This is a genomic window from Nonomuraea sp. NPDC049152 (genome assembly GCF_040648355.1).
In the GTDB taxonomy this organism is placed as follows: Bacteria; Actinomycetota; Actinomycetes; order Streptosporangiales; family Streptosporangiaceae; genus Nonomuraea.
This window is the reverse complement of the sequence record NZ_JBEZDO010000050.1, coordinates 1-12,156: the sequence shown is the minus strand read 5'-3', so window position 1 is coordinate 12,156 and position 12,156 is coordinate 1. Positions and strand designations below refer to the sequence as shown.

At 67.5% G+C, this 12,156-nt stretch carries 12 protein-coding genes and 1 pseudogene; 8 read left to right on the top strand and 5 right to left on the bottom strand.

Translation table 11 applies throughout. The annotated features are described in order from the left end of the window. Positions 1 to 16: 16 nt before the first annotated feature. From AB0B45_RS48200 to AB0B45_RS48190, 3 genes and pseudogenes are all read left to right on the top strand, one after another. Positions 17 to 1,411 (top strand): AMP-binding protein, encoded by a 1,395-nt coding sequence (locus tag AB0B45_RS48200; RefSeq protein WP_358145217.1) that lies wholly within the window; start codon positions 17 to 19, stop codon positions 1,409 to 1,411. 250 nt (positions 1,412 to 1,661) lie between these two features. After that, entirely contained in the window at positions 1,662 to 2,537 is an 876-nt protein-coding gene (locus AB0B45_RS48195) for a hypothetical protein (protein ID WP_358145216.1), read from the top strand. A 740-nt stretch (positions 2,538 to 3,277) separates the two neighbouring features. After that, a pseudogene (locus AB0B45_RS48190) lies at positions 3,278 to 3,427 on the top strand (IS701 family transposase); the annotation flags it as partial. A gap of 569 nt (positions 3,428 to 3,996) precedes the next feature. Here the strand turns inward: AB0B45_RS48190 and AB0B45_RS48185 are convergent. Continuing rightward, positions 3,997 to 4,515, bottom strand: coding sequence for a cupin domain-containing protein (locus AB0B45_RS48185; RefSeq protein WP_358145214.1), 519 nt, complete (start codon positions 4,513 to 4,515; stop codon positions 3,997 to 3,999). 121 nt (positions 4,516 to 4,636) lie between these two features. Between AB0B45_RS48185 and AB0B45_RS48180 the strand changes: the two genes are divergently transcribed. Beyond that, the gene (locus AB0B45_RS48180; protein ID WP_358145212.1) at positions 4,637 to 5,188 is read left to right on the top strand and encodes a TetR/AcrR family transcriptional regulator; all 552 of its coding nucleotides are present in this window, start codon (positions 4,637 to 4,639) and stop codon (positions 5,186 to 5,188) included. A gap of 224 nt (positions 5,189 to 5,412) precedes the next feature. On the opposite strand, the gene AB0B45_RS48175 is transcribed toward AB0B45_RS48180, so the two are convergent. Further along, a complete protein-coding gene (locus AB0B45_RS48175; protein ID WP_358145210.1) occupies positions 5,413 to 6,510 on the bottom strand; it encodes an aminotransferase class V-fold PLP-dependent enzyme in 1,098 nt (365 codons plus the stop codon). A gap of 22 nt (positions 6,511 to 6,532) precedes the next feature. Continuing rightward, on the bottom strand, positions 6,533 to 7,858 hold the full coding sequence (locus AB0B45_RS48170; protein ID WP_358145208.1) for a monodechloroaminopyrrolnitrin synthase PrnB family protein: 1,326 nt from the start codon (positions 7,856 to 7,858) through the stop codon (positions 6,533 to 6,535). 104 nt (positions 7,859 to 7,962) lie between these two features. Between AB0B45_RS48170 and AB0B45_RS48165 the strand changes: the two genes are divergently transcribed. The 4 genes from AB0B45_RS48165 (at position 7,963) to AB0B45_RS48150 (ending at position 10,079) form a co-directional block, all read left to right on the top strand. Next, positions 7,963 to 8,586, top strand: coding sequence for a hypothetical protein (locus AB0B45_RS48165; RefSeq protein ID WP_358145205.1), 624 nt, complete (start codon positions 7,963 to 7,965; stop codon positions 8,584 to 8,586). 44 nt (positions 8,587 to 8,630) lie between these two features. Beyond that, positions 8,631 to 9,434, top strand: a complete 804-nt coding sequence (locus tag AB0B45_RS48160) for an inositol monophosphatase (protein ID WP_358145203.1) — start codon at positions 8,631 to 8,633, stop codon at positions 9,432 to 9,434. Between the two features lie 71 nt (positions 9,435 to 9,505). Continuing rightward, entirely contained in the window at positions 9,506 to 9,823 is a 318-nt protein-coding gene (locus AB0B45_RS48155) for a hypothetical protein (protein ID WP_358145201.1), read from the top strand. After that, positions 9,753 to 10,079, top strand: a complete 327-nt coding sequence (locus AB0B45_RS48150) for a hypothetical protein (RefSeq protein WP_358145199.1) — start codon at positions 9,753 to 9,755, stop codon at positions 10,077 to 10,079. Before AB0B45_RS48155 ends, AB0B45_RS48150 begins: the two co-directional genes overlap by 71 nt. A 163-nt stretch (positions 10,080 to 10,242) precedes the next feature. Here the strand turns inward: AB0B45_RS48150 and AB0B45_RS48145 are convergent, their stop codons facing one another. Beyond that, positions 10,243 to 11,217: an NUDIX domain-containing protein gene (locus AB0B45_RS48145; RefSeq protein ID WP_358145197.1), complete on the bottom strand. Its 975-nt coding sequence runs from the start codon at positions 11,215 to 11,217 to the stop codon at positions 10,243 to 10,245. 419 nt (positions 11,218 to 11,636) lie between these two features. Beyond that, positions 11,637 to 11,993: a hypothetical protein gene (locus AB0B45_RS48140; protein WP_358145195.1), complete on the bottom strand. Its 357-nt coding sequence runs from the start codon at positions 11,991 to 11,993 to the stop codon at positions 11,637 to 11,639. Between the last annotated feature and the right edge of the window lie 163 nt (positions 11,994 to 12,156).

Here is a 12,156-nt window from a genome sequence, read left to right as displayed (position 1 = left end):
GACAGGTCGGCAGAGCGTGGCCTCGCTGCTGACCGAGCGGGCCGCGGCCACGCCGCACGCGCCGTTCCTGCTGTTCGAGGAGGCCGCCTACAGCTACGCCGACACCCTGGACTTGGCGCGCAGCGGCGCCGCCGCCCTCGCCGCCGCCGGTGTAGGACGTGGCGAGCGCGTGGCGCTGGTGCTGGGCAACGTTCCCGATTACTTCGCCTGCTGGTTCGGCGCGGCCCTGCTCGGCGCCGTCGTCGTGCCCATCGGCCCGCAGGCCGGCGCGGACGAGCTGCGGTACGCCGTCGGGCACGCGGGCTGCCGGGTGGCCGTGGGCCCGCCCGGCTCCGCCGTACCCCCGGAAGTGGACCTGATCACCGGCCTCGGCGACCCCACGGCAGTCCCGCCCGGCCCGGCGCCCTCCCCGCTCGACCCGCTCGCCGTCCTGTACACCTCCGGGACCACCAGCAGGCCCAAAGGCGTCGTCGTCACCCACGCCAACTACCTGGTCGCCGGCGAGGTCGTCGCCCGTCACCTGCGGATGCGCCCCGAGGATCGCTGGCTGGTGACGCTGCCGCTGTTCCACGCCAACGCGCAGTACTACTGCGTGATGTCGGCGCTGGTCACCGGCGCCTCCGTGGCGGTGATGCCGCGCTTTTCCGCATCACGCTGGGCCGAACAGGCCCGCCACCACGGGGCGACGCTGGCCAGCCTCTTCGCCGCGCCCCTGCGGATGATCCTGGCCCAGCCGCCCGGCGACGAGGACGCCGCCACCCGCCTGCGCGCGACGCTGTTCGCGCAGAACCTGACCCCCGCGCAGCTGAGCGCCTTCGAACAGCGCTTCGGCTGCCCGCTCCTGCAGATCTACGGCATGACGGAGACCATCGCGCCGCCGCTGATGAACCCGCTGTACGGCCGGCGCGACAACATGACGATCGGCCGCCCCTCGCTGCCCGGAGGCGTGAGAGTCGTGGCCGGCGAGTTGCGGGTCCCGGGCCGGCCCGGCGTCACGCTGATGTCCGGCTACCTCGACGACCCCGCCGCCACCCGGTCGGCCATGGATGGCGGCCTGCTGCGCACCGGTGACATGGTCACGCTCGAACCCGGCGCCCTGCTCGCCTTCCACGACCGGGCCAAGGACATGATCAAACGCTCGGGCGAGAACGTGGCCGCCGCCGAGGTGGAACGCGTCGTCAACGAGCATCCCCTGGTGTTCGAGTCAGCGGCGGTCGGCGTGCCCGACCCGGTACGCGACGAGGCCATCAAGGTGTTCGTCGTCCTGCGGTCCGGCGCTTCGGCGGACGCCGGTGAGATCATCGCGTTCTGCGCCGACCGCCTGGCCTCCTTCAAGGTTCCCACCTTCGTCGAGTTCATCGACGCCCTCCCCCGCACCTCGGTCGGCAAAGTCCGCAAACACCTGCTGTAGCGTGTGGGTGCCAGAAACTCGGCCACACTACGCGACCTGCGCATACTCGTGGATCAGCCCATCGAGACGATCGCGGCGGATGACCTCGATATCGGCTCCGACCGAGGCGGGCAAGGCTCGCAACGGAGCAGCCTGCCCCAGGGACCGGTGCGGACGGTGCTGGTTGAAATGAGCCTCGTACGCGTGTAGCGCGTCAAAACTCGCGCGCATGGTCTGAGCTGGGGTTCTCCGGCGCGCCGCCGGCCTTCGCGTGACGGCGGCCCGCAAGGCCGCCGCGGCCAAGGGCGCACCCACCTACCAGACCAGGCTGGCCAGCGGCGAGAAACAGGGGCGCAAGAGGATGGCCACGCTGGGCGGCGTCTACGACGCCGTCCCGGTTATCCGCACCTCGCACGATGTGATCACCCTGCCTGGCACCGGCAGCGACGCCGGGCACAGGCACGACCGGACGAATGACGATCACGATGCCACCACCCCGCGGCGCAGGGGCCCACAGGCCATCGCCAAATGGCTGACCGGATCCATCGATCACAGCAGCGAGCAGGTCATCGCCACTGTCTTCGACCAGGCCGAACAGCGTGATCCCGGCCACCGCCGCCCCTGGATCGCGCTGGTCGACGGCGCCCCGCATCAACTCGACCTCATCCGCGCCGAAGCCTGGGTCGGCGCCCACCTGCACAAGATCCTCCACGGCCGCGCCGACGAGGTGATCGGCGACCTCGACCGGCAAGCCGCCGAAGCAGGGCTCGACCCCGAACGCCGCAAGGGCATCGACACGGCCATCGGCTACCTGACCGCCAAGCAGCCCTACCTCGCCTACGACACGACATTGACCTGCGGCCGGCCGATCGCCACCGGCGTCATCGAGGGCGCTTGCCGTCACCTGATCGGCGACCGCCTGGACATCACCGGAGCCCGCTGGAGCCTGCACGGAGCAGAGGCCGTCTTGAAACTGCGCGCCCTGGTAGCAACGGCGACTTCTCCGCCTACTGGACCTATCACCTCGCACGCGAGCATCAACGCGTGCACCAAACCCGCTACCAGCGCAAATATGACCTCGCCGCGTAATCAGGCCCGTCCCTTCAAAAGAGCTACACCCATCTCCAATGCATTCCAAGGTCCCTAACCGGGCGCATATTGGACCAATAGGATTTCGGGATACACGCGCTCAGCGTAGGCAAGCTCTGCGGCCCGTGCCGAATCGATTGGTGCCGCAGGCACGACTGCACACAGCGAGATGCGTCCCGGGCGCGGACGTGCGCCTCGCCGGTATGCCACCACAGTCGGCCCAAGCGCGAGGGCAGCAGGATGGGGGTTGGCCAACTCGGCCACGTCGAGTCGCCAGAGCACGTCGTCATCTAAGTGACGCAACCAGGGGTAGGCGGCCAACAAATCATTGAATCTAGCCACCAGGCACCTCCATGATGGCACACGCCAGGCCACCAGGCCCGGACCGTCTGCCTCTGACGCGCGAATACGAGATATCACTATTATAGTAGTCCGGTTTGGCGACAAGCAGAAACTTGTAATGGTTGCATAGTTGGCCCGATTCGGTAGCTCTGAGTAACAGCGATATACATACTGTCGGAAGTTCGCGACTGGACTTAGCGAAGAAAATTTATCGGCGCGGTTGGACTCACCGGCATGACAAAGGCTTACTGTAAACAATATCGACAATAGCGTTGCCAAGCTGCGATGGTTGCGCCGCAATCGACTCGAGATGGCTCGTAGAGCCTTTTCATCCTCGGGTGAGCTCGTGGTTCTGTAGGACCGCGATGGCCTTGCACAGATGCGCGGCCTTTAGTACTGCAACGGCACTTGCGCAGTCCGACCCCTTTAAGTGATCATTTGTATCTCGTGGCAGCGGTGGATCTTGAGGCATGGTCGACAGGACTGGCGGAGCTGCATCAGCGGATCGCGGGACAGTTCGCATGCTCTGAACCACGCGAGCTAGTCATGGCCTACATGCGAGGCCTGCTGGTAGGGCTGGAGCGCAAGAGCGGCTGGACTTGTGCGGGTGGGACGAGGCGCCGTCTGCGGCCTGATCCACGAGTATCGCAGAGCCGCTTGACGCCGCGCGAAACTGCAGGCCAGCGATACGAGCGCGGTTTTGGCACCGGACAGGCAATCTGGCCGCCCACCACCGCAACCATCTGGACGATCTGACAAGCGGCTGCCCACAGCTGACGGCTTTAGCCGGTCGGGTCCGGGAATTCGCGACCATCCTCACCCAGCGGAAAGGCCACAACCTCGACGCCTGGATCACCCGCGTCCGCAACGACGACCTGCCCGCCCCGCACACCTTCGTCCACGGACTCATCAAAGACCTCCCGGCCGTGGTCGCCGGGCTCACCCTGCCCTACAGCAATGGCCCCATGGAAGGCGCCAACACCAAGGTATGTACGGCCGAGCAGGCTTCCCCCTACTCCGACAGAGAATCCTGCTCTCGTAGAGTCACCACCGGATCCGTGCCAAAGCCGTTCTTACAGTCCCTGCATTGGCAGTGCCGGGCGGCGGGCCGGGGCTGGTTACGCCGAGCCGCCGGCTACGCCATAGCGCTGACGCCACACCCGGTAGCGGCGTGGCTACTGGGCGCCCGATGGCGGGTTCAGCCCGTACCGGGCGATGATGTCCGGCAGCCACTCGGCGTTGCCGAACTGCAGGCCGTAGTCGGCTGCGAGTGCGGCCATCTTGTCCATTGGGGGCGGGCCGCCCGCCACCAGGTCGGCCATATCGCGGAAGAAGCCTTCGAAGCCCGCCGGGCTGATCACCTCGATCATCCGCGCGGGCACCTTGCCCGCGTTCCACATCGCGTGCAGCTCGCCGCGTGGCTTGGTGATGTATCCGCCGGGGCCGAGCACGACCTCGCGGTCACCGGAGCGGAAGCCGATCTCCCCCTCGGTCACGATCGAGTACTCGTCCTCGCGGGTGTGCAGGTGCGGCGGGACCAGCGCGCCGACCGGGAACGGGTGCTCCACGATCGACACCGCTCCCCCGGTGTCCTGACCCCAGAGCTTGAAGACCACCCCGATCGACCCGAGGTTCCCCTCGCGGCCCTGGCCTGGCTGCACGATCGTCAGCGGTGGGGGCATGACGTCACTCATGGCGACTCTCTCCCTTAATATTTGGGTGTACAGTTCTGTACTCTGAAATTGTTCGAGATGGAAGGCTGGCCGTCAAGAGTTGAGTGAACAGCCACGTACCACCAAATCCAGGTCGTACGAGATGCGCAAGAGGGCCGACCAGGTCGCGCAGACCCGGGAGCGGATCGTCGAAGCGGCGGTCCACCTGCACGGCACCGTGGGCCCGGCGGCGACGACCGTGGCCGGGATCGCGGCGGTGGCTGGCGTCACCAGGCTCACCGTCTACCGGCACTTTCCGGACGAGGAAGCGATCTTCGCGGCCTGCTCGGCGCACTGGCTGTCCCGGCAGGTCCCCCCGAACCCGATCGCCTGGGCACAGGTGGCCGACCCCGCCGAGCGCCTGCGGGTGGGCCTCACCGACCTGTACCAGTTCTATCGCGACGGTCGGGAGATGCTCACCCACGTCTACGGGGATATGGCGGTGCTACCCGATACCCACCGACGAACCCTGGAAGATCGCCAAGAGCTGTTCCACACTCTGCTAGCGGAACCATTCCCCGCAAACCAGCGGATCCGCGCCGTGATCGGGCATGCTATCTCCTTCTGGACCTGGCGATCCCTGTGCCTGGACAACGGGCTCTCAAACGCAGAGGCCGTGGAGCTGATGAGCGCCCTAGCGGACCTGGGCCGTTAGACAGTCAGAGCTCCGCGGAGTCCTCGTCACACTGGCAGACGAGGTAGGAGTAAAGCCACGCTCCTTGGCCTCGTCGCAGGTCAGCGTCTCCAGGTCATCGGCTCCTCTGCTCCCGCAGCGTCACCGCGTCGACCGCCCACACGTCGTTCAGGCCGCACACCACCAGCAGGTCACCGTGGACGGTCGCCCAAGGACGCCAGCCGGAAACGCGCCGCCGCCCTTGGCTACCGACCGGACCGGTACTCGTGGATCGCCTCGACGACAGCCTCCACATCGGCATCATTGTTGTAGTAATGGACTGCTATCCGCAGCAGGCCCGACCGTGGGCTGGTGACGATCTTGCGCGCGGCCAAGAACCGGGCCAGGCGGTCCGGTGCCGGATCGTGGACGGCCACCATCGGTCCGCAGTCGTCCTCGGATGCTGGTGAGGCGAGCCTCTCACCGATCCCGGCCAGCCCCGCCCGTAGGTGGCTGGTCAGCCCGCGCACGTGGGCGCGCACGACTCCGGCGTCGAGGGTGGCCAGCAGCTTCAGCCCCGCCACCGCGCCGTAGGCGGCGACCACCGGAGGGGTACCGACCTCGTATCGCCGGGCGGTGGACGGGAAGTCGAGCTCCCGGGGGTTGAACGCGAACGGGTCCACTCGCCCGAACCACCCCGTGAGCTGCGGGTCGAGCTCGCGGTTCACACCTCGGCGCACGTAGAGGAACGCCAGCCCGGGGAGCCCCAGCAGGTATTTGTGCGTGCCGGACACCAGGTAGTCGCATCCGAGCTTGCGAACGTCGACCGGCTCGACGCCTAGTCCCTGGTAGGCGTCCACGAAGACCTGCGCCCCACGATCGCGCGCGAGCTCCGCGATCCGCTCGACCGGCAGGCGCTGCCCATGACGGTAACTGACCAGGGGAACGGACACGAGACGGGCCGGGCCGTCCATCGCCTTCTCGTAACCCTCGGCGGTGGCGAATCCGCCTTCGGTCTCCGCGTATCGGACGGTCGCGCCGTTGGCGCGTTGTGCGAGCCATACGTGCGCGATCGACGGGAACTCCAGTTCGGTCGTCACGACCGCTTCCGCACGTTTCCACCGGAAGCCCGAGGCGACCTGATAGGCGCCCTCCGAAGCGCTGGAGACCACCGCGACGTCGTCGACATCCGCCTGGATCAGCGCTGCAAAGTGCCTGCGCGCTTCATCGACGCGGGAGGTCCACCGTTCCCAGGGGCTGCCGTGCTCGAACATGGTGGACTGAAACTCGGTCAGGGCCGCGGTGAGCGCGTCTGACATCGCGCCAAGGCTGCAGGAAGCGAGATAGACCGTCCGCTCCAGCACCGGGAACCGGCAACGGAAGGACTCACTGCTCAGACCCACCGTTGGCTCCTCCATCGTGCGCCAGCAGGTTTCCGAGCCGGTTCAGCGAGGCCCGTGCGGTGCTCAGTCCGGACCGGTCACGGGCCGCGCGAAGATCGCTCAGGCGTGCCAGCCCGCTGATCACGGCCTCCAGAGGAGGCCCGCTCGCGGTGATGCCCCTCGCCTGGCCCTGCGGCTCGGTCCCGGCCGGCGCTTCGAGAAAGGGCTTGACGAGCTTGTGGTGGTGGAAAGTGTAAGCGGCGCCGTGGGCTCGGCAGATCGCCAGGAAGAGTTCCGTATTGTGCCGGAATTGCGGCGTGAGAGGGCCCAGGGCAGCTTCGCGCAGGAAGGAGTCCAGCAGCGTTCCGCCGCTCACGGCCGACCTCAGCCGGCTCTGGTCCTCGGGCGGCACGTAAGCGTACTTCTCCGCCAGGACGTGCTGGTAGAAGGGATCCCGCGCGCTGCATACGCCGAGCAGCAGGTCGATCTCATTGATGGCGGCGAAGTCTCCGGCGTTCGCGCCGCGGTACTCCGCGTCGCCGACGCGGTATGTCTTGAAATAGGGCCGGATGTTGAAAAAGAAGCGGTCCACGTTGAGCGTCTCGCTGAGCGTGCGGTTGAAGCGCAACACGTCGTCGAGCGCCGCCCGGGCGTCCTCGAACAGGTACGTTGCCAGCGGGCTCGAGACGCCCATCGCGGGTATCCGCCGTAGCGCGGCGGCCGCGCGCTGGTAGGCCAGCACGGCAAGCCCGTTGGCGGTGATGAAGACGCGCTCATCGTCGAGCGCGGTGAAGGTCCGGTAGATGTCCCGGACGGACGGGTTGAAGAGGGATTGGTGCGCGAAAACGTACCGGGGGGCGACCCCGAGCGAGGCGCCGAGCAGGCCGGCGAGCGACCAGGCGGGCGACAGCGCCCCGGCGTTCACGCCTCCCGGCAGGTCGGCCTCGTGCCGGCGGCATGCCGCCAGGTAGAACCCCACGAGGCCCAGGAGTTCGTACCTCTCCTGCGGACTCACGGGTAGCTTTCCCTCATCGGCGATCTGGGAGATCAGCTTGGAGCCCTCCCGCACGATCGCCTGCTTGAGTTCGTCTAGGTCTGGGCGGTCGGTCAGGACCTCGCTCCGGGCGGAGAAGTACGCCTCTTCGAGCTTGGTGTTGAGGTCGACGAACTCGCCTCTGATCCACTGATCGAGCAGGTCGATGGCGGTGTTCGCGCGTCCGCCGGGCGCGCTCGCCGCCTCGCCCTGCGTGCCGGGGATCGTCGTTCCTGTGTTCACCTTTCCATCCTGGCTATCTAATGGCTCCCCCAAACAGGTCCAAACCAAATACATCTCACAGGTCCATACCGTTGGCACCGGCTTCGCAAGCGTCGCGCCTTCCTTCCCCTCACGACTTGAGGGAAAGCGACGTCGCGGAGCACGTTCAGATGTCCGCCGTGGCGATCGCGCAGCTCAACAGCAGTTTGACAGGCGGGATCCACCGTTCTTTGCGTGGCTCTGACATGGTTCCGACAACGAGGCGTCCGCTGGACAACCTGCCGGCGACGTTCACGAGTTTCGTCGGCAGACGTCGCGAGCTGACGGACGTCAAACGACTGCTCCCACACGCCCGGGTGGTGACGCTGACCGGCGTCGGCGGGGGGCGAGACACCGCTGGCCTGAGGCTGGCCGCGGACCTGAGACGGGCGTTTCGCGACGAGGTGTGGCTGGTCGACCTGTCCGCGCTGGGCGATGCCGAGCTGCTGGTGCATACGGTGGAGCAGCTCCTCGGGATCAGCGACCAGCCGGACCGGCCGCCCCTGGAGGTGGTGGCCGAGCGGATCGGCGACAGGCAGATGCTGCTCGTCGACGCGCACGGCGGAGGGCCACATCGAGCACATTCTGGCCAAGCTCGACTTCAGGTCCCGCGTTCAGATCGCTGCATGGGTGGTCGAACGGGGCCACGGTCGAAGCAGTGGCGGACTCGGCTGAACGGACAGGTCGATCATCGCTGTGGCGGACCGACTGTGGCACGGCTGGGTACGCCGATCGGCCCGCACATCGCTTCCCGCAGGCCATGACGAGACTGGATCCAGCCGCGGCCGGCAACGGACAGTGGCCTACGATGGTGATCATGCAGGTCGACAAAGTGACCGAGATCCTACGTGAAACCGCGCAAGCCATCATTCTGCCTCGATACAGAGCGCTGGCACTCGGCGACGTGATGGAGAAGTCGCCCGGCGAGGTGGTCACCACTGCCGACCGCGAAGCCGAGGATCTGATCACACGCCGGCTCCGTGGCGTGCTCGACGCCCCCGTCGTCGGTGAGGAAGCAGTGGCGGCCAACCCCCGGCTCATCGACGCACTTTCTGCGGCCGCCACCGTCTGGCTGGTCGATCCGCTGGACGGAACCGCCAACTTCGTTGCGGGCAGCCCCGACTATGCCGTTATGGCGGCACTGGTCCGAAACGGACACACCGTGGCTTCGTGGATCGTCCGCCCTGTCTGCGACCGCGCTTATGTCGCCGAACACGGCGCCGGCGCCTGGCGCGACGGCGTCCGGGTGAGCCGAGCCCCGGCATCGGACGACCCCGCCAGGCTGCGCGGTGCCGTCCTCACCAGATTTCTGACACCCGCCGCCAGGACCCGCGTCGAGGGCGTGGCGTCCCGATTCGCCGCGCTGGAGCCCGGGGCGCAATGCTCAGGCGTCGACTACCCCCGCCTGGTCGACGGGGAACTCGACTTCGTCGCGTTCCGGCGCATCCTCCCCTGGGACCATGCCCCCGGTGCCTTCTTGCTCACCGAGGCCGGAGGTGTTGTCCGTCACTTCGACCACACGACCTACCGCCCCACTGACACTCAGCCAGGACTGCTGACCGCCGCCGGCGCCTCCTGTTGGCAGGCCGTCCGGTCGGTCTTGCACCTCTGACCTCGTTTAGCGGCACATCGCTACGTCACCCGCATGCCGGACCGGCAAGGGCAAGGTGAACCGCCCCGGCTTTGATGGAGGCGCGGGCCAGGACGGTCGGCGAGTACTTGGCGATCGAGCAGCCGCCGCTGCGACCGGTTCCGCTGGAGGCGTTCGAGACCGGCCTGCTGTTGCCGGTTCGGGTTGATCGCTACAACCAGATCACTGTCCGCACGAACCGGTATTCGGTTCCGGCTCGGCTCATCGGCCGACAGCTGTGGGTGATGCTGCACGCCTCGGCTCTGATCGTCTATGACAGACAGCAGATCGTCGCACGGCATGAGCGGCTATTCGCCCAAGGCGGGCCGCCGCCTGGAGCTGGATCACTACCTGGAGGTCTTGATCCGTAAACCCGGCGCGCTCCCGGGCGCGACCGCGCTGGAACAGGCCAAAGCCGCAGGCAAGTTCACCCCTGTTCACGACGCGTGGTGGGCGGCGGCCTGCAAGGCCCACGGCGACCGCGACGGAACGCGCGCGCTGATCGAAGTGCTGCTGCTGGCCCGCCACCTACCGACCGAGCACCTGGTCACCGGCCTGGCCGCGGCTCTGCGGGCCGGAGCCCCTCACCGCCGACGCGGTCGCGCTGGAGGCGCGCAAAGCGGCTGAGGAAGACCGGGAACCACCCCCTCCAACCGCCGCCGAAGACGCCGGCGACCGACCTGCCGACCAGGATGGCGAGCGTGCTTGGTTGATCCAGATAATGGCCGCCCGCACGCCAAGCTGTACGCCGACAGCAGGGGCGCGGGTGATCAGGAGCGCGGCCGGGCGGTCATCTGGCCACGTCCGCGGTGTCGAGGATGCCGACCCGGCGCAGCCACCACCTCCACACGTCCTCCAAGCCGGGGGAGGCAGCCCACTCGGTCTCGGTGACCTTGCCGCGAGCGTAGGCGGCGGTCCGGTCGGCCAGCGCCTGAAGCTCGGCGCCAGTCACCCAGCGGGCGACGCGCGTCTTGTCGGCGGACGGGGCCGGCTCGCCGGTAACGATGGCGCGGTAGATGGTCCAGTAGTGGCCGGGCGTGCGTCCCTGGCGGACGAGGCGGCAGCACCGGTTGGGCCGCCACCCGCCGGTCACATGCTCCAGTTGGCCGACGGTCAGGCCGGTCTCCTCGGCGACCGCCTCGCGGGCGCGCTCCCCCGGGTTACCGTGGTCGTCGACATGCCCAGCCGTCGGAGCCCAGGCGTGCGGGTACTCGGCCCGTTGGATCAGCAGATACCGGCCGTGCTCGTCGGTGACGATGACGCCGATGGAGGTGTGGTCGCACACGTCGCGGGCGTGCGTGATCGGCCCGCACGCCCAGCGTTCCAGCGGGGACGGCCCAGCGTCCTCCAGAGCGCGCAGCCGGGACTGAGCGGTGGCCCGGTTCGGCGCCCCTGCCGCGTTGCTCAGGCCCATCGCTGAGGCGATCTCGGCGTAGCTGGCTCCCTCTGCTTTCCAGCGGCGCAGCGTGGCGGCCTGGATCGCCTCCAGGCGCGGGATGAGGTCGCGGGCCAGGGCGTGCACGGTCTCCGACATGCGCTGACGCTGGCGGGCGCGGGGCCGTCCATCATCGTGCGGGCCGGGGACAGTGTGGTCCCAGGCACCCGCGCGCAGCTCGGCCATGGCGCGCAGAGCGGTGTCCAGGCCGGCGGCCAGGTGCAGCGCGGCCTCGCCGAGCAGCTCGGTCTCAGCGACGCCGAGCCGCAGGTGGATCTCGGAGCCGCCGCGGGTGGTGATCTGCTCGTAAGACAGGTGGGGGTTGGTCATCAGACTCTCCTTTGTATGAGACATCATCCACTATGTATTGGATTTCATACAGAGTCAAGAGCACTAGGACCCCCGTAGACCTTCAGAATCCCTGAAGGCTCATACCTAGAGAAGTCGGAGCGCCAGCACATAAGCCCAGGTCCTGCGGCTATAGAGGCCGAAGAGACCCAATGAGCTCAAGGGATACTTTTAACACCAGTCCTGCGGCGCCCTCGCATCAGAGCAGTTCAGGGGCATAATCCAGTGGATTTTCCGCATTACTACCGGGGCCCTCACACAGCGTCACCAGAGCCATGCTCCAGACCCACGGTCATGGCTCTCGTTTTGACCGACACTCCAAGGCAGTTGATCAGCGAGTGGCTCTCAAACCGACCAACATATGGCTCTCGGATCCACATTCATAGCCACGCGTCAGGTGCCTACGAGTAGTACTCGCCCCAGCTCTCGCCCGTCCAGTACTTGCCGATGGCGGAGACGTACGAGATGCCGTTCGGCGTCGGGGCCCAGTTACCGGTGTACCAATCGCAGTTGAAGCCGGAGCTGCAGAACTTCGCGTGCACCCGGTGCAACGTCACGCCGCCCAGGTTTCTGGCACACCGCTGGCCGACCCGCTGCCCGCCGTCCTCCTCCAAGAGGATGCAGATGGGTTCCCTCGCGGTGGTGCGCACGCCCGCGTCGGCGGCCGTGCCGAACGTGATCGTGGTGAGCGTTGTGGAGAGCGCCAGGACCAGGGCGGCCTTGCAGGTGAGAGCCTGGTGGAGGCGGTGGATCCGCACAGAGAGGTCTCCTTCGAGGGGACGGTTCGTCTCCAACACCTTGCTATGGACGGTCCCCCGCGGTCATTAGAGTGCGTTACGCGAGCCTCTGCCCGTGATGCCGCAGTGTGATCGAGGGGATTTGTAGCGTTACCGCCAATAGGCGGGTCCGGGTGTGCTGGGA